The sequence below is a fragment of the Allotabrizicola aquatica (SeqCode) genome (assembly GCF_965194375.1).
GTDB lineage: Bacteria > Pseudomonadota > Alphaproteobacteria > Rhodobacterales > Rhodobacteraceae > Tabrizicola_A > Tabrizicola_A aquatica.
On sequence record NZ_CBDAEL010000002.1, the window covers coordinates 353245 to 372140 of the forward strand.

Here is an 18896-nt window from a genome sequence, read left to right on the forward strand (position 1 = left end):
CATCTTTTGCAGGCTGAAAAAATAGCTTAACGGTAAACTATACCGTTCAGAGGGGTTAGGAATGGACGAGACACGGGCCGAAAATCTGCGTCAGGCGGCGTTGGATTATCATGAATTTCCCAAACCGGGGAAACTTGAGATCCGCGCGACCAAGCCTTTGGCCAATGGCCGTGACCTTGCCCGCGCCTATTCCCCCGGCGTCGCCGAAGCCTGTCTAGAGATCAAGGCCGACCCCTCAACCGCTTCCCGATATACCGGGCGCGGCAATATGGTGGGCGTCGTGACCAATGGCAGCGCCGTTCTTGGCCTTGGAAATATTGGCGGTTTGGCCGCAAAGCCGGTGATGGAGGGCAAGGCGGTTCTGTTCAAAAAATTCGCCAACATTGATTGCTTTGACATCGAGTTGAATGAATCTGACCCGGTGAAACTGGCCGAGATTATCTGCGCGCTGGAACCGACCTTTGGCGCGATCAACCTTGAGGACATCAAGGCGCCAGATTGTTTCATCGTTGAACAATTGTGCCGTGAGCGGATGAAGATCCCGGTGTTCCACGATGATCAGCATGGCACAGCGATTGTTGTGGGCGCGGCGACCACCAACGCGCTCCTTGTCGCGGGCAAGGCGTTTGACCAAATCAAGGTGGTCTCGACCGGCGGTGGGGCGGCGGGAATTGCCTGCCTGAACATGCTGTTGAAACTGGGCGTCAAACGCGAGAACGTTTGGCTCTGTGACCTTGAGGGGCTGGTCTATCACGGCCGCACCGACCAGATGACCGATCAAAAGGCCGCCTATGCCCAAGGCACAACGCCCGCCACGCTGGCCGATGTGATCGAAGGGGCGGATCTTTTCCTTGGCCTCTCTGGCGCAGGCGTGCTGACGCCAGACATGGTGACGAAAATGGCGCCGCGCCCCATCGTTTTTGCCCTTGCGAACCCAACACCTGAGATTTTGCCCGAGGCAGTGCGTGCCGTCGCACCTGATGCAATGATCGCCACGGGGCGGTCGGATTTTCCCAATCAGGTCAACAACGTGCTGTGTTTCCCGTTTATCTTCCGGGGGGCCTTGGATGTGGGCGCGACCGAGATCAACGATGCGATGCAGCTGGCCTGCATCGACGGGATCGCAGCACTGGCCCGCGCCACCACCAGCGCCGAGGCCGCGGCGGCCTATAAGGGCGAGCAGCTGACCTTTGGCGCGACCTATCTGATCCCCAAGCCCTTTGATCCGCGCCTGATTGGCGTCGTCGCCAGTGCGGTGGCCAAGGCCGCGATGGAAACCGGTGTCGCCACCCGCCCCATCGCCGATCTGGACGCCTATCGCGGCAAGCTGGACGGGTCGGTGTTCAAATCCGCCCTGATGATGCGCCCGGTGTTCGAGGCTGCCCGCAACGCCACCCGCCGGATTATCTTTGCCGAGGGCGAGGATGAGCGCGTGCTGCGTGCAGCCAATGCGATGCTGGAGGAGACCACCGACAAGCCGATCCTGATCGGGCGCCCTGACGTGATCGCGCGGCGTTGCGAGCGGGCGGGCCTGCCCATTCGCCCCGACCGCGATTTTGAAATCATCAACCCGCAAAGTGATGCGCGCTATCGCGACTATTGGCAGACCTATCACGAGTTGATGGAACGGCGCGGCGTGACGCCAGACACAGCGCGTGCGGTCTTGCGCACCAACTCCACCGCCATTGGCGCGATTGCGGTGCATCGCAAGGATGCCGACAGCCTGATCTGTGGCACCTTTGGCCAGTATCTGTGGCACCTGAAATATGTGCGTGAGGTGCTGGCGCGCGGGGGCTTGCGCCCGCATGGCGCGCTAAGCCTGATGATTCAGGAAGATGGCCCGTTGTTCATTGCCGACACCGCCGTCAACCCGGTGCCGACACCCGAACAGATTGTGGAAACCACCATCGGCGCGGTGCGCCATGCCAAGCGCTTTGGCATTGTGCCTAAGGTGGCGCTCTGCAGCCATTCCTCCTTTGGTAACTTGGACAGCGATTCCGGTCGGCGCATGCGCGCGGCGATGGAAATTCTGGACAACCGCGAGGTGGATTTCGCCTATGAAGGCGAGATGAACGTGGATGCCGCGTTGGACCCCGAGCTGCGCGCCCGCATCTTCCCGCACACGCGGATGGATGGGGCTGCGAATATCCTGATCTTCGCCTTCACCGATGCCGCCTCGACCGCGCGCAATATGCTGCGGATGAAGGCGGGCGGGCTGGAGGTGGGGCCGATCCTGATGGGGATGGGCAACCTTGCCCATGTGGTCACCCCGTCGATCACCGCACGCGGGTTGTTGAACATGTCCGCTATCGCGGGCACGCCTGTGTCGCATTACGGCTGATCTTCGCAAATTCGGGTGGCAGGGTTTGCAAACTCTGCCACCTTTCGCGATTTGCAGCACATTTCGCCCAAGTTTGCAAAACTTTGCCGCGGCTCGCATGGAAATTCTGCAAAGTTTTGCCTGCGGCCCTGTCGCAAATCTTGCCCGACTCACATAAGCCTGCGTAACACTCGCGCAGACCTTGGAGGAGGGTATACCATGGGATACCGTGACATCTATGACGGCTGGAAAGCCGATCCTGAAGCCTTTTGGTTGCAGGCGGCCCACGCGATTGACTGGGTCAAGCCCCCCTCAAAGGCGCTGAACGATGCCCGCGCGCCCCTCTACGAATGGTTCACCGATGCCACGGTCAACACCTGCTGGAACGCGGTGGATCGTCATGTCGAAGCTGGTCGCGGCGATCAGGTGGCGATCATCCACGACAGCCCGGTGACCCGCAGCAAACATGCGATCACCTATGCCGAGTTGCAAACCCGTGTGGCCACGCTGGCCGGTGCCTTGCGCGCCAAGGGTGTGACCAAGGGCGACCGCGTTATCATCTATATGCCGATGGTGCCTGAGGCCTTGGAGGCGATGCTGGCCTGCGCCCGGCTTGGCGCCATCCATTCGGTGGTGTTCGGCGGCTTTGCGGCGAATGAACTGGCCGTGCGGATTGATGACTGCACCCCGAAGGCCATCGTCGCGGCGAGCTGCGGGATCGAGCCGAGCCGTGTGGTGCATTACAAGCCGCTTCTGGATGCCGCCATCGACATGGCGACCCACAAGCCCGAATTCTGCGTGATCCTTCAGCGCGAGCAGGAAGTGGCCAAGCTGGTTGAGGGCCGCGATGTGGCGTGGCATTCCTTCCAATATGGGGTGGAGCCTGCCGAATGTGTGCCGGTTGAGGGCAATCACCCGGCCTATATCCTCTACACCTCAGGCACCACCGGCGCGCCGAAGGGCGTGGTGCGTCCGACGGCAGGCCATCTGGTGGCGCTGAACTGGACGATGCGCGCGATCTACAATTGCGGACCGGGCGATGTGTTTTGGGCCGCATCTGACGTGGGCTGGGTCGTGGGCCATTCCTACATTTGCTATGCGCCCTTGATCGCGGGCTGCACCACGATCGTGTTTGAGGGCAAGCCCGTGGGCACGCCGGATGCCGGGACCTTCTGGCGCGTGCTTGCGGAACATAAGGTGCGCGCCTTCTTCACCGCGCCGACCGCCATTCGGGCGGTGAAGCGCGAGGATCCCGAGGGCAAGCTGGTGGGCGATTACGACCTGTCAGGTCTGCAGGCCCTGTACCTTGCCGGGGAACGTGCCGACCCTGACACCATTCTGTGGGCCCAGCGCCATCTGAAAGTGCCGGTGATCGACCATTGGTGGCAGACCGAAACCGGCTATGCCATTGCCGCGAACCCCATCGGGATTGAGGCTCTGCCGATCAAGATCGGCTCGCCTTCTGTGCCGATGCCGGGCTTTGATGTGCAGGTCTTGGACGAGGGCGGCCATGCGGTGGCGCCCGGCACCTTGGGTGCGATTGCGATCAAGCTGCCCCTGCCCCCCGGCACGCTGCCGACGCTGTGGAACGCCGAGGAGCGGTTCAAGAAGAGCTACCTCAACCACTTCCCCGGTTACTACGAAACCGGCGATGCGGGGTACATCGACGAGGATGGTTATCTCTACATCATGGCGCGCACCGATGACGTGATCAACGTCGCGGGCCACCGCCTGTCGACCGGCGCGATGGAAGAGGTCTTGGCAGGCCACAAGGATGTGGCCGAATGCGCCGTGATTGGGGTGTCGGATGATCTGAAGGGTCAATCGCCCTTGGGGTTCCTGTGCCTGAACAAGGGGGCGAACCGCGAGGCGGCCGAGGTGGTCGCCGAATGCGTCAAGCTGATGCGCGAGAAGATCGGCCCGGTGGCCGACTTCAAACGCGCCGTGGTGGTGGACCGTCTGCCGAAAACCCGGTCGGGCAAGATCCTGCGCGGGACGATGGTGAAGATCGCCGATGGGCTGGAATGGAAAATGCCCGCCACCATCGACGATCCAGCGATCTTGGATGAAATCACCGTGGCGCTGAAATCACTGGGGCTGGCGGGCGGCAAATAGGCCTCACCCAACCACAGGCTGACTGGACAATGGCGTGGCAAGGGCTAACCTGCCACGCCATGATGTTTTGTGCCGCAAGCCTGACCAAAGCCCGCGCGTCTTTGCCCTGCCCGAAGCGGGGACAGGCTGCCAAGGCCTTACCATTCTTTGGCGGCGGGCCCCGCCAAGGGCTGCGCTGATGGTGGCCCCGGTGAGCGACCCGTTGCAGGATCTGGTGCGGATGGCAGGCCCTGCCGCGGCGGCAGAGCTGTTTGCGCGGTTTGACGAAGATCTGCAGACCACGCGCAGCGGCCTTGGCCGCGCCGCCGCCTCGGGCGATCTGGCGGCGCTGCGTGGCCACAGCCATGTGCTGATGGCGCTGGCCGGCACGGCAGGGGAGGCCGAGTTGCAGGATAAAGCGCAGCGTCTGAACGGGTTGGCGCGTGCAGCGGGCCCTGATCTGACCGCGCTGAAGGCCCTTCTTGGGGAAATTGACAGCCGCATTGCCCCTCTGATTGGCCGGGTGCAGCGCATCTCTGGGGAGCTGTCACCATGAAGCAAGCGCCATCCGCCACCCAAGCCGGGCGCCCCGCCCCACTTTTGCTGGTCGAGGACACCCAGTCGTTGCAGGTTCTCTATCGCAGCGTGCTGGTGAGAGCGGGCCATGAGGTGGCCAGCGCCACCACCGCCAGAGATGCGCTGCGCCTCTTTGCGCAAAGCGAGATCAACATCGTTCTCTTGGATCTGGTGCTGCCCGACCGCGATGGGCTGAGCCTGATGAAAGACATGCTGGATCTGCGCCCCGAGACGGCGGTGATCGTGATGACGGCCCATGGCTCGGTTGGCCGGGCGGTGGAGGCGATGCGGGCCGGGGCGCATGAGTTTTTGGTCAAACCCTTTGACGAGGCCCGGCTTTTGTCGGCGGTGGCCAATGTGCCGGGCAGCCCGATCGCCAGCGCCCCCCGCCGCGCCGCGCGTGCGCAGACGGCCAGCGCCGACGCCCCCGACAGTTTGGCGGGTTCGGGCTTTATCGGTTCGTCCGAGGTGATGGAGCGGCTGCATCAGAAAATCAGCTCGGTCGCCCGGTCGATGGCGACGGTGTTTATCACCGGCGAAAGCGGCACCGGCAAAGAGCTCTGCGCGCTGGCCGTGCATGCGGCCTCGCCGCGCGCGACTGGCCCGTTCATCGCGCTGAACTGTGGGGCGATTCCGCAGGATCTTTTGGAATCCGAAGTGTTCGGCCATATGAAGGGCAGCTTTACCGGCGCGATTTCCGACAAGCCGGGGGCGGCGGCGGCGGCGGATGGCGGCACGCTTTTCTTGGATGAAATCTGCGAAATGGCCCGGGCCCTGCAGACCAAGCTCTTGCGGTTTTTGCAGACCTCGACTGTGGTGCCGGTGGGGGCGACCCGTCCGCGCAAGGTGAATGTCCGCATCATCTGCGCCACCAACCGCGACCCGCTGGATGCCGTCCGCCGGGGCGAGTTCCGCGAAGATCTCTATTACCGCCTGTTTGTCGTGCCCTTGCACATGCCCCCCTTGCGCGAACGGGGCGAGGATGTGCTGGAAATCGCCGAAACGGCGCTGGCGCGGTTTGCCCGCGAAGAGGGCAAGCCCTTTGACGGGCTAGACACGCCGGTTAAGGCGCTGTTCCGCGCCCTGCCATGGCCGGGCAATGTGCGCCAAGTGTTGAACGTGATCCGCAACATCGTGGTGTTGAACGAGGGCGGCCTTGTCACGCTGGACATGCTGCCCGACACGCTGGACCGTCAGATTGACCCAGCCCCGCCGCGCGGCATTGCCCCCCTGCCCGCCCCCAGCGCGCTATCGCTGGATGATCTGATCGGCCGCCCCTTGGCCGAGATCGAACGCGCGGTGATTGAGGCAACGCTGGCGCGTCATGGCGGATCGGTCCCTCGCGCCGCGCGGGTGCTGGAGCTGTCGCCCTCCACGCTTTACCGTAAGATCGAAGGCTGGAAGGCCCCTTAGGCCGTCAGGAACACTCGAACCGCCTCTTCAAACTCGCGCGGTTTTTCGGCGTGCAGCCAATGGCCTGCGCCGATCAGCTTGGCAAAGCGGGCTTTGGGAAATTGCACGCGGATCGGCTCGCGGTGTTCGGGGCGGACATAGTGGCTTTCGGCCCCGGTCAGGAACAGGGTCGGGCCGTCAAAGCTGCCTGCCGTGCCGGGCCAGCCGACGATCTTGGGCATCTCGGCCTCAAGCACGTCAAAGTTCAACCGCCAGCGCGGCCCACCTTCTGCCTTGAGGTCGAGGGATTGCAGGAAAAACGCCCGCAGCCCGGCATCTTCGACCACTGCAGAAAGCCGCTGGTCCGCCTCGGCGCGGCTGTGGAGATCGGTCAGATCGAGCCCGCGCATCGCCTGAATGTGGCGGGTCTGGTCATGGGAATAGGCCACAGGCGCGATGTCGGCCACCACCAGCCGCCGCACCAGCGTCCCTTGGGTCAGCGCCAGTTGCATCGCCGCCTTGCCGCCCATCGAATGGCCCAGAAGATCCACCCGCCCACCCAAAGAGGCGATCACCTCGGCCAGATCCTCGGCGAGATCGGGATAAGAGTGGCTGTCCGTCCAAGGGCTGGCCCCGTGGTTGCGCATGTCCACCGCCACCACATCGCGGATATCGGCGAGCCGCCGCGCAATCACCCCCCAGTTGCGCCCCGAGCCATAAAGCCCATGCGCGATCACCAAAGGCGGCGCGTGGGTTGGGGTGGCAGCGGGATGGTGCAGGGTGGCAAGCATGGCACGGGTTTTAGCCAGCGCAGGGCGAAAGGGCCAGAGCCGTTGCGCGCGCCCCATCTCGGCCCCTATCATGCCCGCCAAGGAGCATTTTAAATGAGCGCGATTTCCATTCAGCAAATGGCCGACCGTATTGCGAGCCTGATGCAAGACCGGCTTGGTGCCAGGGGCACCGGGCTTGAGGCGAAACTGGCCTCGTGTGGCCGCGCCCTGCCGCGCAAGGTGCGCCATGCCGCAAAAGCGGTGGCCGAGGTCGCCGCCATGGCACAAAACCCCAAGCTTTTGCTGCAGATCGACCATGCCGCCTTGGCGCAGAACCATGACATCTGCCTGCACCATTTGATGGCGCTGAAGCCCTATTCGGGCTTTTGGTCTGGCACCTTGGCCGTTGCGACCTCGATTGCGGTGTCGTTGCTGGTCTTGGCACTTCTGCTCATCGCGTTGTTGCGCTGGCGCGGGCTGATCTGACCCCGCCCCCAGCGCCTGCCAAACGGCCTGATCCTTCCACATGCTGATCTGCGTCAGCGCGGCCTGTCTGCGCGCCGCTAGGATGGGTGTGACTCGGGTCAATCGGCCGGGATCCGGTGACATTTTAGCACGGAGAGACGCGATGAATTGGGACCAGATCGAAGGTAAGTGGAAGCAGTTTCAAGGCAAGGCCCAGGAAAAATGGGGCAAGCTGACCGATGACGATTTCGACAAAATCGACGGGAAGCGTGACCAGCTTGTGGGCAAGGTGCAAGAGAGCTACGGCATCGCCAAGGACGCCGCCGAGCGTGAGGTCGATGACTGGGCCCGCATGCATTAGGGGGGTGCCATGGCCGTGCAGCTTTTGCCCCTGACCTTGGCGACACCACCGCGCAGACCCCCGCGCGAGGGTCAACCAAGGTCTCCCGAGGAGATGCCGCAGAGCGCGCCCGACATGCCAGACCCCGGCGCGCCGGATCTTCCGGACCCGTTGCCGGTTGAGAGCCCCGATCCGGCCCCTTCTGAAACGCCCCCCACAGAAGTTGGGAGCCGAGCCGCTGACTTTGCCAGCGGGCGGGGCTCAGCGCGCAGCGGTCTTTCCGTTGGCAAACCGTTCCAACTGGTTGAAAAGGCTTGCGAGACGGCGTGATTGATACGCCTTGCAGGTTCCTCCAACCTTGGACCGACCATGAAAAAGCCCCGCCGAGGCGGGGCTTTTCTATGTGCTAATCCGGTCGTCGCTTACATCGACGGATAGATCGGGAACTTTTCGCATAGCGCCTCGACCTTGGCCTTCACCGCGGCCTCGACCGCGCCGTTGCCGTCTTCGCCGTTCTTGGCCAGACCATCGACCACTTCGACGATCCAATCCGCGATCAGGCGGAATTCGGGTTCGGCAAAGCCGCGCGTGGTGCCGGCGGGGGTGCCAAGGCGCACACCGCTCGTGATGGTGGGCTTTTCGGTGTCAAACGGGATGCCGTTCTTGTTGCAGGTGATATGCGCCCGGCCCAGGGCCTTTTCGGTCGCATTGCCCTTCACGCCCTTGGGGCGCAGGTCGACCAGCATCAGGTGCGTGTCGGTGCCGCCGGTGACGATATCGAGGCCACCTTTCATCAGCTGATCGGCCAAGGCTTGGGCGTTCTTCACCACCTGCTTTTGGTAATCGACGAAGTCCGGGCGCAGCGCCTCGCCGAAGGCCACGGCCTTGGCCGCGATCACATGCATCAGGGGGCCGCCCTGAATGCCCGGGAAAATCGCCGAGTTGCACTTTTTGGCAATCGCCTCGTCATTCGTGAGGATCATGCCGCCGCGCGGACCGCGCAGGGTTTTATGGGTGGTGGTGGTCGCCACATGGGCATGCGGGAAGGGCGAGGGGTAGAGGCCTGCCGCGATCAGCCCGGCAAAGTGGGCCATATCGACCAGAAGATAAGCGCCGACCTTGTCGGCAATCGCGCGCATCTTGGCGAAGTCGATGATGCGGGGGATAGCCGAGCCGCCGGCGATGATCAGCTTGGGGTTATGCTGCACCGCCAAAGCCTCCAGCTGGTCATAGTCGAGCTGGCTGTCTTGCGGGCGCACGCCGTATTGGATGGCGTTGAACCACTTGCCCGACTGGTTCGGGGCGGCACCGTGCGTCAGGTGACCACCGGCGTCCAAGGACATGCCAAGGATCGTGTCGCCGGGCTGGATCAGCGCCTGAAACACGCCCTGGTTGGCCTGCGAACCCGAGTTCGGCTGGACGTTGGCGAAGGAGCAATTGAAGAGCTTGCAGGCCCGCTCCATCGCCAGATTTTCGGCGATGTCGACGAACTGGCAGCCACCGTAGTAACGCTTTCCGGCATAGCCTTCGGCGTATTTGTTGGTCATCACCGAGCCCTGCGCCTCCATCACGGCGCGGGAGACTATGTTTTCCGAAGCGATCAGCTCAATCTCATGGCGCTGACGGCCCAGTTCTTTTGTCACCGCCCCGAAAATCTCGGGGTCGCGGGCGGCGAGGGTGTCGGTGAAAAAGCCGGTGGATACTTTGGGGGACACGGTCATGGCGGCGCTCCTGAGGATGTGGTTTGAGGGGTATCTAGGCCAAAGATCGGGGGCAAGGAAGGTGCGAAAACGACGCGTTCCGGTCTTATGGCGAAAAAAGTTTCGTATCGGAAACACGACAGCGGCGTCAAATGCGGTGGTTTGGTCCTTCTGACAGGGCTTGAGTTTGCCGCGCCGCCCCGCCAAGGTTGGCAGGCAAACAAGGAAACAAGCCCGTGGCCAGTCCGCATATCGCCTTTTTGGCCAGCCCCGTTCCCGCCGCCCAAGAGGCGTTGGTGGTGCTGACCGGCCTGCATGGCCAATGCCCGCCCTATGCGGCCGATATGATCGTGGCCTTGGGCGGCGATGGGTTCATGTTGCAGACCTTGCATGAGACCCAAGGGCTGGGCCTGCCGGTTTATGGGATGAACCGGGGCACGGTGGGGTTCTTGATGAACGAGTATGCCGCCGAAGGGTTGGCCGAGCGGTTGGCCGCCGCCGAGGAGGCCGTGATCAACCCCTTGGCCATGCGGGCGGTGGATGCGCGGGGCAAGATCACCGATGCGCTCGCGATCAACGAAGTGTCTTTGCTGCGCGCGGGTCCGCAGGCGGCCAAGCTGCGTATTCTGATCGACGGCAAAGAGCGGATGTCGGAGCTGGTGTGCGATGGGGCCTTGGTGGCCACGCCTGCCGGGTCCACCGCCTATAACTATTCCGCCCATGGCCCGATCTTGCCGATCGGGGCCGATGTATTGGCGCTGACGGCGATGTCGGCCTTCCGCCCCCGGCGCTGGCGCGGCGCGCTGATCCCGAAATCGGCCGTGGTACGATTCGAGGTGTTGGAGGCCGACAAGCGCCCGGTGCGTGCCGATGCCGACAGCCGCCCGGTGCCTGATGTGGTGTCGGTTGAAATCCGGTCGGAGCCTTCGGTGCGTCACCGCATCCTGTTCGATCCCGGCCATGGGCTGGAAGAGCGCTTGATCGTCGAGCAATTCGTCTGATCTTGCCGCAGGCGATGCCTTAGCTGATCTGCTTGGCCACCCACCAGCTGACCGGCAGGGCCAGCACCACACCCAAGGCGGCGGCTATCAGGATGGGTTGCAGCGTGTAATTGCCGGCTGTCAGCGCGATCACGACGCCCGAACCGGCAAGGGTCGTGCCGATCATCGAAAACAGGATCAGTGTCAGGCGGGTCATAGGAACCTCCAAAAGCGCGCGCTTGGCTCTTGTGGCAGGGTTCTGACCGATACGCCTTGATCCGTGTCAATCGGTGGGGGGAAGTTGGGGGCGACGCTCAGTCGAGCGGCCGTTTCATACGCAGCAAAAGCCCGTCCTTCAGCCAGACGTGGTGCCAAATTGCGGCCAGCACATGCGCCCCGACGAGGGCGAGGAGGGCCACTTTCATCACCTCATGCGCATCGGCGGCGGGGACGATGCCACCAAACCACGCCGCCATGCTCCGGGCATGAATTGAAGAAGGAAAAACACAAATGGTGGAAAATCCGTGAAAACGGGAGGTTTGGAGCGGGTCAGCCCCGGCGATCGAAGAGGAACACCAGAAGCCGAAAGGCCCCGTAAATCCCCAAGATAACAAGAACAATTCCAAGGAAGATATACTCCGGCCCCAGCGGGATCTCGGCGAAGAAGGGCCCAGTGTAATAAATCAAAAATGCTAATCCCACGAGAAGGACCAAGAAGCCCAGGACATGCCCGATTGCGCCAAGGACGGCGGAAGATCCGAAGAGCATAATGGCGATGATGACAAGCAAGGCGGCTACAATCATGTCGTTCTCCAATTGATTCGGCGCAAAATCACTCGCGTCCAAGAAGAGATTGAATCTATCAGGCGTTGAATTTCAAGACTGATGGGCTTGTGAAAGCAATGTTGCAGCTTAACCTACCGGCCGTCGTTTTGTGAGAGACCATCCGGTGGTGCCTAACGCGCGCGTTGATAGCATAATCGAAATCGCGAAAGATACGAGTTGCCCTGTTGACCTCTTAGTTGCGAGCATGGCCCGAGGCGATCAGAGAACCTTTGACGCTTTCTCCGCCAACCCGCCTCTCCGGCCTAAGTGGATCAAGTCCAGAGTTGGCGCGCACGAGATTGCCATTTTTCATAATTTTTACAGCGCGATACGTCTCACCCCAGCCGCCCAGCTGTAACACTGGATCGGGTTAGCGGCATCGCGATCATGAGCGCGTAAAGCGCCAGATGGCCAAGATGCGCAGCGCGGCGCAGGAGGGGCGGTTCGGCGTCGGGCGGGGGTGGCACGCCGCGTGTGGCGCGCAAAGCCAGACGCCAGAGGGCAAAGATCAAGATCAAGGCCCCGCCGATGACATGGGACAGAACCAACCAATGAAAGCTGGGGCTCTGGCCGTCTTCGATCAGGTCCCAAGCGTCGGACATCGGCTCATGGAGCAGGAACTGCAACACGATCAGCGCGGTGACGATCCAATGAAGCCGGATCTGGCGGGCGGAATAGCCTTTGGGCGCGGTCATGCCCTGTCCTTTTGGTCAAATACGGGGCCAAGCCTAGGCCCAGCGCCAGCCTGCGGCAAGCGAAGTGCGCAATGGCGGGCCGGAAAGGCGGATCAGTTCTTGAAGGTGATCGGCAGCGAGAAGCTGTAGCTTGGCTCGCTCAGCCCTTTCGGCGCGCGGGCAAAGGGGGCGGCGGATTTCACCGCCTTGAGGGCGGCCGCATCCAGCGCGGCTTGGCCGGAGCTTTGGGCGATGCCCACGGCGAGAAGCGCGCCAGAGGCGGCGATTTCCAGCCGCACCTTCACGGTGCCCGGGGCGCTGTCGGCAGGCAAGGCGACCTTGCGGTTGATGCGGGCGCGCACTTTGCTGCCCCAATCGGCCTTGAGCGCCTTGGCCTCGCCCGCGCTGGCGGCGGGGTCGGATTTGGCAGCAGATTGGGCGGCAGGCTGGGGCGCCGGAGCGGCCGCGGGTTCGGCGGCTTGATGAACGGGCTTAGCGGGGACCTCGGCCTTGGCGGTTTTGGTCTCAGGCTTGGTCTGTCGCGGGGCTTCGGCAACCGGGGCGGCGGCTTTGGGCTTTATCGCTTTTGGCGCGGGGGCGGCGGGCTTTTGGGCCACAGGCTCGGGCATGGGCTCGGGCACGGGCGAGGGCGGCTCGGCGGCGGGTAGGGCCGTCGGTATTGCAGAGGCCAAAGAAGCCGGTTCGGGCATTGGGGCAGCAAGGGCGGGGGTCGCCAAGGCGGGGGCGGTGGCCATGGTCAGGACGGGCTGCGGCGCGCTCATCGCCAGAAACTGCGCCTCAGAAATCAGCGACACCTCGGCCGTGTTCAGATCGGGCACGATAAGCGGCCGGGCGGTGCTGGCAAACACGGCATAGCCGCCCAAAAGACCCAGATGCAGCGCTATTGAGACCAAGACCGCCCCGCGCGGGCTGCTGCGGCCCGTAGGCGCGGAAAGCACCAGCGGCGCGGGTGAGATGACCTTGGGGGCGTGCGACGACAGCGGCAGATCGCGCGCGGGCACGGCCGGGCACGGGGCCGCAGCCAGATCACCCGGCAGCGCCAGCACGGGCTTGCCCTTGGCCTTCGGCACAGGCCGAGCGACAGCCCAAAAAGGCTGGCGAAGGGCGCGGACGAGTGGCGGGCTTGCGGTCATGGGCGGGGCTGGCCTGTAAACGCGAATCGGCGGCGGGGATCGGAGATTTGGGCGATGGTGTCTTGTGCGCGGCTGGGCTTGTCAATGCAGGCCCAAGGGCGACCGATGACGCCCCTTGGACGACGGCTGGCCTAGGCCTTCGAATTAGCCCCAGCAGGTCAGAACCACTGGCCCGGCTCCATGAGGCCCAGATCCATCAACTGCTGCGAATGCCATTCGAACCGCACCGAATTGTGCCAGCGAAAATCACGGATATCGAACATCGAGCCTGCATTCGAGCGCAGGGCCTTGGCGGTTCGAAAGCTCATCACTGTGGTGGTGATGTTGTTGTGCCACGGGCAGGCGTAGGTGTTAAATTCCTCGTCGTTGAACGTGTAGTCGGGCCGCAAGGTCAGCCCCGGCTTGGCCTTGAACAGCGCGATACGGTCAATCTTGCGGCGCGGGACGGGGATGTGTTCTTCGAACCGCCAGCGAAGGCCCCCAAAGAAATCCAACTGCCGTTCCTTGGGGTAATTGTGATTGGCCGCATCGGGCCGGCCCAGCGCGTAATAGCCCGACCGGTCAAGATGCGCCTGTTCCAGCGACACCGCGTTTTGAAAGCGCCCCAGATCATCGGCGTAGAGGTCGATCACATAAGACAGCATCGCCTCACGCCGCTCTTCGGCGTGAAAGGCCACCAATTCGCGCACATTGCGCGTCTCGCAGAAGGGGTGGAACAGGTATTCGGCGTTATAGCTGTAGTAAAGCCAGATGCCCGGCGCCGCCTCGATCAGGCGATTGATCGCGGTGAACAGCGCGCCTTCGGCATGCACGTCATGGTCGATGCGGTGGATCTTGGCGCCGAGATCAGCGGGCAGCGTGATGGGCTGCGGTGCCAAAAGCAGCACTTGGGCAAAGCCTGCGGCCAGATGGTGGCGCAGGCTGGTGTCCACCTCGACCGCATCTTCGGCGAAGATCACGGCGACAGGCCCTTTGGCGAGGGCCGCCTGACCATCGATCAGAAATTGGTCGAGCGAAGGATAATGCATGGGAACCCGCAGGTTTAATTGTCTCGCAAAATCGAACAATGTCGCGGGCAATGCAAGGCATCTGTTTTCCGCAATTTGACAAAAGCCCGGGGGGCAAGGCGCGACGTGGGCAAATGCTCTGTCCGCGCCGGTGTCGCCGCCAAAGGCGAGGGTCCGCCCAAGCACGCGTTGCGCGAGCGGCGCGTTTGGCTTATGGGCAAGGCCTGCGAACAGGTGTGGCCATGACCGACGTCAAGAAACTCTTCATCAAGACCTACGGCTGTCAGATGAACGTCTATGACAGCGAGCGCATGGCTGAGGCGATGGGTGCGGATGGCTATGTGCTGACCGAAACCGCCGAGGATGCGGATATGGTGCTGTTGAACACCTGCCACATTCGGGAAAAGGCCAGCGAAAAGCTCTATTCCGACCTTGGCCGGTTGAAACCGTTGAAGCAGGCCAAGCCGGGCATGAAGATTGGTGTGGCGGGCTGCGTGGCGCAGGCCGAGGGCGATGAGATCCTGCGGCGGATGCCCGTGGTCGATCTGGTGGTCGGCCCGCAGGCCTATCACCGTCTGCCCGAAATGGCGCGCGCCGGGCGGCAGGCCGTGGACACCGAGTTTCCCGCCGAGATGAAGTTTGACCTTCTGCCCGAACGCAAGGCTCCGCACGGGCCAACGGCGTTTTTGACGGTGCAGGAAGGCTGCGACAAGTTTTGCGCCTTTTGCGTGGTGCCCTACACGCGCGGGGCCGAGGTCAGCCGCCCGGTGGACCGCATCCTGACCGAGGCGCGCGATCTCGTGGCGCGCGGGGTGCGGGAGTTGACGCTTCTGGGCCAGAACGTGAATGCCTATCATGGCGCGGGGGCGGCGGGGGATTACACCTTGGGCCGCTTGCTGCGCGAGATGGCCCAGATCGACGGGTTGGAACGGCTGCGCTATACCACCAGCCACCCCAATGACATGGATGATGATCTGATCGCCGCCCATGGCGACCTGCCACAGCTGATGCCCTATTTGCATTTGCCGGTGCAGTCCGGATCGGACCGCATCCTGAAGGCGATGAACCGCAAGCATACGGCGGAGGAGTATCTGCGGTTGATCGAGCGTATTCGTGCCGCGCGGCCCGACATTCTGTTGTCGTCGGATTTCATCGTCGGCTTTCCCGGTGAAACCGATGCCGACCACGCCGCGACGATGGATTTGATCCGCGCCGTGGGCTATGGCGCGGCCTTCAGCTTTCGCTATTCGGCCCGCCCCGGCACGCCAGCGGCTGAAAAGACCCCGGTGGCTGAAGATGTCGCGAATGCGCGGCTTTACGAATTGCAGGCGTTGGTCACCCAGCAGCAGCGCGCGGCCCAAGAGGCGATGGTGGGCCGCACAGTCGGGGTGCTTTACGAAAAGCCGGGCCGTCAGCCGGGGCAGATGGTGGGCAAATCCGACCACCTGCATGCGGTGCATGTCGATGATCCCACCGGCAAGGTGGGAGAGTTGGTCACGGTGCGAATCCTGTCCTCGGTCACCAATTCCTTGGCTGGTCAGCGGCTGAGCTAAGGCCAGCGCGCCCCTTTACGTTTTCAAATTCGCAACAACGCCGCCCCCGACGGCGCATTTTGCATCGTTTCCCGCAGCCCGGCCAAAGGGTTCACGAGAAATCGCTTTACTTCACCAAATGGTGCGGGCAAATCTCAAAAGATAGACATTTACGACTTCTGCCAGAGTCGAAAGGTAATATTTAAAGGGGGGGCTGCCACGTTGGATCGCATGTCCAAAGCAGTATTGGGTTTGGTGACAGGGGTGGCTTTGGCCACATTCGGGTTTGGAACGGCGGCGATCGCGCACCCCAGCCCCACAGCCCACGAACATCCGCAGACGGTTCCGGGCCCGAAGGTATCGGGGAAAATCCAGTGGGGTATCTGGATTGACGACGACGGCTGTATGCATTGGTGGGCCGATGGCGGGATCGAAGGCTATATGCTGGATCGCGTGAACCCCAAGACCGGCAAGCCCGTCTGCCTTAAGCGCAACACCTGTCTTGTGGAGAACACCGACCAGCTGTTCGCCACCGACAGCCACAAGCTGACCCCGCATGGCATGCGCCGGTTAGAGGATTTCTTCCGCAGTGCCGGGGCCTTTGGCTATGCCGTCTACGGCCACACCGACAGCCGCGCATCGGATGAATACAACATGCGCCTGTCTGACCGCCGGGCGCGGTCTGTGGCCGATGTCGCCCGCGCCATGGGGGCCATGGTTGACCGCGAAATCGGCTTTGGCGAACGCCAGCCCATCGCTTCGAACTCGACGGCTGCCGGAATGCAGAAGAACCGTCGCGTCGAAGTTGTCTGCTACCGGTGGTGATGAACATGATGAACACTTTGAAAATCGCCACGGGCCTTGTGGCCGCCACTGTCCTGTCGGGCTGCATTGAAGGGGTGACCCCTTATCGCGGCTCGCCAGACACCGTGATCGCCACCGCCTTTGACCGCGGCCGGGATTCGGGCGTGTTGGAAGAAGGCGGCGCGGCCATCGCCTATGACCCGGACGGCTGCCAAGGCTGGATCATCGACGACGGGGTCGAGGGCTATTCGGGCCGCCGGTTTGATCCGGTGACTGGCCTGCCGGTCTGCAACAACCTCTATCCGCCGGGCACGGTGCTGAAGGACTATCAGTCGCAGTCGCCGGGCCTGCAAGACTATGTGCCGGGCTGGGCCCAACCCAAGCGGCGTTGGGGTGGCTGAACCGGCCTTTCGGGTTTCTGGTGCAACGGGTTAAAGATCGCAGGGGCCATGGCAAATGCCATGGCCTTTTGCGTTGCCTTGGCGGCGCGGACCAAGACGCTATATCTTGGGCAAATGTCACATCCCTGTGGCATGAGACGGCAAATATAGCGCCAGCCCTGCGGAATTTACTTGCCCCGGGCCCCAAACAGGACGACGATCAAGATGTGTCCCTCTTTTGACCCGAACGCTCACAAGGAGACCCCATTGGGCATCAGCGCGCTGACCCCCCCGTCCCGCCCCGAGGATGTTGTCGAAACTGTCCTTGAATTTCCTGACAATCGCCTGCTGATCGGCCTCTGCGGTGAGTTTGACCGCAATCTGGCGCAGATCGAACACCAGATGGGTGTGCATGTTCTCAGGCGCGGGAACAGGTTGTCGGTGATCGGAGATGCGGGGGCGCGTGAACAGGCGGCAGCCGTGTTGCGCGGGCTTTATGCCCGGCTGGAGACCGGTCGCGCTGTGTCGGCGGGTGATATTGACGGCGCCATTCGGATGGGTCGCCCGATGCCCGACAGCCTGCGCCCAGACAGCGAGCAGATCGAGATGTTTTCCGGCGGCGCGATGGAGTTGCGCACCCGCAAGAAACCGATCGAACCCCGGACCGAGGCGCAAAAGGCCTATGTCGCAAATCTGTTCCAGCATGAGCTGGGCTTTGGCATCGGCCCGGCCGGCACCGGCAAGACCTATCTCGCTGTGGCGGTTGGGGTGACGATGCTGATCTCGGGCGCTGTGGAAAAGATCATCCTGTCGCGCCCGGCGGTTGAGGCGGGCGAGCGTTTGGGCTTTCTGCCCGGCGACATGAAGGAAAAGATCGATCCCTACATGCAGCCGCTTTATGACGCTTTGAATGATTTCCTGCCCTCAAAACAGGTGCAGAAGCTCATGGAAGAAAAGCGCATCGAAATCGCGCCCTTGGCCTTTATGCGGGGCCGGACGCTGTCGAATGCCTTTGTGGTGCTGGATGAGGCGCAGAACGCCACCACCATGCAGATGAAGATGTTCCTAACCCGTTTGGGCGAGGGCAGCCGCATGGTGATTACGGGCGACCGCACGCAGGTGGACCTGCCGCGCGGGGTCGCCAGCGGGTTGGCCGATGCCGAACGCATCCTGAAAGGGGTGAAGGGCGTGAGCTTCAACTACTTCACCTCGGGCGATGTGGTGCGCCACCCGCTCGTGGCCCGCGTGATCGAGGCTTATGAGCGTCACGAGGCGCAAAGCTGATCGCCTTGCCAATGGCTTGCCGCCCCCATGCCCAATCTTCGGGCCTTGAGGGGCGGCGGCTTCCGAGCTAGGCAGCCTGCCATGGAACCGCTTGTCGATATCGTGCTGGAGGACGACCGCTGGGACGCCTTCGGGCTGGAGCCGCTGGCCGATCGCGCGCTGCGCGCGGCGCTGGAGGAGCTTGATCTGCCCGCCACGGGCTTTACGCTCTGTCTCATGGCCTGTGATGATGTGCGGATTGCCGCGCTGAACGGCGATTTTCGCGGCAAGGCCAAGGCGACCAACGTGTTGAGCTGGCCCTCCGAGGAGCGCGGCAGCGACGACGAGGGCGGCCAGCCTGATCGGCCCGACCCCGGCCCTGCCGATGACCCCGAACATCTTGGCGACATTGCCATTTCTTATGACACCTGCATGGCCGAGGCCGCCGCAGCCGCGAAGCCTGCCGCCGATCACGTGACGCATCTGGTCATTCACGCGCTCCTGCATTTGCTGGGCTATGACCACATTCGTGAGGCCGATGCGACGCTCATGGAAGGAATCGAGGTCCGTGCCCTTGCAAGGCTGGGCCTTTCTGACCCATACTTGTAGGGCCCGGCACC

General features: G+C 62.9%; 20 protein-coding genes. 12 read left to right on the plus strand and 8 right to left on the minus strand.

Annotation, left to right across the window (positions count from 1 at the left end; all coding sequences use genetic code 11):
- Positions 1-61 precede the first annotated feature (61 nt).
- The 4 genes from AC72UB_RS04395 to AC72UB_RS04410 all read left to right on the plus strand — a co-directional run bounded on the left by AC72UB_RS04395 (position 62) and on the right by AC72UB_RS04410 (position 6403).
- Positions 62-2341 carry an NADP-dependent malic enzyme gene (locus tag AC72UB_RS04395; protein ID WP_505188687.1) on the plus strand — a complete coding sequence of 760 codons (2280 nt, stop codon included), beginning with the start codon at positions 62-64 and terminating at the stop codon, positions 2339-2341.
- Positions 2342-2539: 198 nt separating this feature from the next.
- Positions 2540-4435, plus strand: a complete 1896-nt coding sequence (prpE, locus tag AC72UB_RS04400) for a propionate-CoA ligase PrpE (RefSeq protein WP_505188688.1) — start codon at positions 2540-2542, stop codon at positions 4433-4435.
- A gap of 34 nt (positions 4436-4469) precedes the next feature.
- Positions 4470-4970, plus strand: a complete 501-nt coding sequence (locus AC72UB_RS04405; RefSeq protein WP_505188689.1) for a hypothetical protein — start codon at positions 4470-4472, stop codon at positions 4968-4970.
- Complete coding sequence (locus AC72UB_RS04410) at positions 4967-6403, plus strand: sigma-54-dependent transcriptional regulator (RefSeq protein ID WP_505188690.1); 1437 nt, start codon at positions 4967-4969, stop codon at positions 6401-6403. Before AC72UB_RS04405 ends, AC72UB_RS04410 begins: the two co-directional genes overlap by 4 nt.
- Here the strand turns inward: AC72UB_RS04410 and AC72UB_RS04415 are convergent.
- Positions 6400-7173 (minus strand): alpha/beta fold hydrolase, encoded by a 774-nt coding sequence (locus AC72UB_RS04415; RefSeq protein ID WP_505188691.1) that lies wholly within the window; start codon positions 7171-7173, stop codon positions 6400-6402. The genes AC72UB_RS04410 and AC72UB_RS04415 overlap by 4 nt on opposite strands.
- Before the next feature lie 93 nt (positions 7174-7266).
- Here AC72UB_RS04415 and AC72UB_RS04420 point away from each other — a divergent pair, with 93 nt between their 5' ends.
- Together AC72UB_RS04420 and AC72UB_RS04425 are read left to right on the plus strand one after the other, a co-directional pair.
- On the plus strand, positions 7267-7638 hold the full coding sequence (locus AC72UB_RS04420; protein ID WP_505188692.1) for a hypothetical protein: 372 nt from the start codon (positions 7267-7269) through the stop codon (positions 7636-7638).
- Positions 7639-7780: 142 nt separating this feature from the next.
- Positions 7781-7978, plus strand: coding sequence for a CsbD family protein (locus AC72UB_RS04425; RefSeq protein WP_463291186.1), 198 nt, complete (start codon positions 7781-7783; stop codon positions 7976-7978).
- A gap of 401 nt (positions 7979-8379) precedes the next feature.
- Here the strand turns inward: AC72UB_RS04425 and glyA are convergent, their stop codons facing one another.
- Positions 8380-9678: a serine hydroxymethyltransferase gene (gene glyA / locus AC72UB_RS04430; RefSeq protein ID WP_505188693.1), complete on the minus strand. Its 1299-nt coding sequence runs from the start codon at positions 9676-9678 to the stop codon at positions 8380-8382.
- A 215-nt stretch (positions 9679-9893) separates the two neighbouring features.
- Here glyA and AC72UB_RS04435 point away from each other — a divergent pair, with 215 nt between their 5' ends.
- The gene (locus AC72UB_RS04435) at positions 9894-10658 is read left to right on the plus strand and encodes an NAD kinase (RefSeq protein WP_505188694.1); all 765 of its coding nucleotides are present in this window, start codon (positions 9894-9896) and stop codon (positions 10656-10658) included.
- A 19-nt stretch (positions 10659-10677) separates the two neighbouring features.
- Here the strand turns inward: AC72UB_RS04435 and AC72UB_RS04440 are convergent, their stop codons facing one another.
- The 6 genes from AC72UB_RS04440 to AC72UB_RS04465 all read right to left on the minus strand — a co-directional run bounded on the left by AC72UB_RS04440 (position 10678) and on the right by AC72UB_RS04465 (position 14318).
- Positions 10678-10854 carry a CTP synthetase gene (locus AC72UB_RS04440; RefSeq protein ID WP_505188695.1) on the minus strand — a complete coding sequence of 59 codons (177 nt, stop codon included), beginning with the start codon at positions 10852-10854 and terminating at the stop codon, positions 10678-10680.
- A 97-nt stretch (positions 10855-10951) separates the two neighbouring features.
- On the minus strand, positions 10952-11263 hold the full coding sequence (locus AC72UB_RS04445; RefSeq protein ID WP_505188696.1) for a cytochrome b/b6 domain-containing protein: 312 nt from the start codon (positions 11261-11263) through the stop codon (positions 10952-10954).
- Positions 11187-11483, minus strand: coding sequence for a hypothetical protein (locus AC72UB_RS04450; protein ID WP_505188697.1), 297 nt, complete (start codon positions 11481-11483; stop codon positions 11187-11189). Before AC72UB_RS04450 ends, AC72UB_RS04445 begins: the two co-directional genes overlap by 77 nt.
- A 314-nt stretch (positions 11484-11797) precedes the next feature.
- Complete coding sequence (locus AC72UB_RS04455; RefSeq protein WP_505188698.1) at positions 11798-12157, minus strand: cytochrome b; 360 nt, start codon at positions 12155-12157, stop codon at positions 11798-11800.
- 92 nt (positions 12158-12249) lie between these two features.
- A complete protein-coding gene (locus tag AC72UB_RS04460; protein WP_505188699.1) occupies positions 12250-13290 on the minus strand; it encodes an energy transducer TonB family protein in 1041 nt (346 codons plus the stop codon).
- A 158-nt stretch (positions 13291-13448) separates the two neighbouring features.
- The gene (locus AC72UB_RS04465; protein ID WP_505188700.1) at positions 13449-14318 is read right to left on the minus strand and encodes a hypothetical protein; all 870 of its coding nucleotides are present in this window, start codon (positions 14316-14318) and stop codon (positions 13449-13451) included.
- A 221-nt stretch (positions 14319-14539) separates the two neighbouring features.
- Here AC72UB_RS04465 and miaB point away from each other — a divergent pair, with 221 nt between their 5' ends.
- The 5 genes from miaB to ybeY all read left to right on the plus strand — a co-directional run bounded on the left by miaB (position 14540) and on the right by ybeY (position 18885).
- Positions 14540-15850 (plus strand): tRNA (N6-isopentenyl adenosine(37)-C2)-methylthiotransferase MiaB, encoded by a 1311-nt coding sequence (gene miaB / locus AC72UB_RS04470; protein ID WP_505188701.1) that lies wholly within the window; start codon positions 14540-14542, stop codon positions 15848-15850.
- 210 nt (positions 15851-16060) lie between these two features.
- The gene (locus AC72UB_RS04475) at positions 16061-16654 is read left to right on the plus strand and encodes an OmpA family protein (RefSeq protein ID WP_505188702.1); all 594 of its coding nucleotides are present in this window, start codon (positions 16061-16063) and stop codon (positions 16652-16654) included.
- A 5-nt stretch (positions 16655-16659) separates the two neighbouring features.
- A complete protein-coding gene (locus AC72UB_RS04480; RefSeq protein WP_463289046.1) occupies positions 16660-17034 on the plus strand; it encodes a hypothetical protein in 375 nt (124 codons plus the stop codon).
- A gap of 246 nt (positions 17035-17280) precedes the next feature.
- The gene (locus AC72UB_RS04485; protein WP_463289045.1) at positions 17281-18297 is read left to right on the plus strand and encodes a PhoH family protein; all 1017 of its coding nucleotides are present in this window, start codon (positions 17281-17283) and stop codon (positions 18295-18297) included.
- An 81-nt stretch (positions 18298-18378) separates the two neighbouring features.
- Positions 18379-18885, plus strand: coding sequence for an rRNA maturation RNase YbeY (gene ybeY / locus AC72UB_RS04490; RefSeq protein WP_505188703.1), 507 nt, complete (start codon positions 18379-18381; stop codon positions 18883-18885).
- Positions 18886-18896 lie beyond the last annotated feature (11 nt).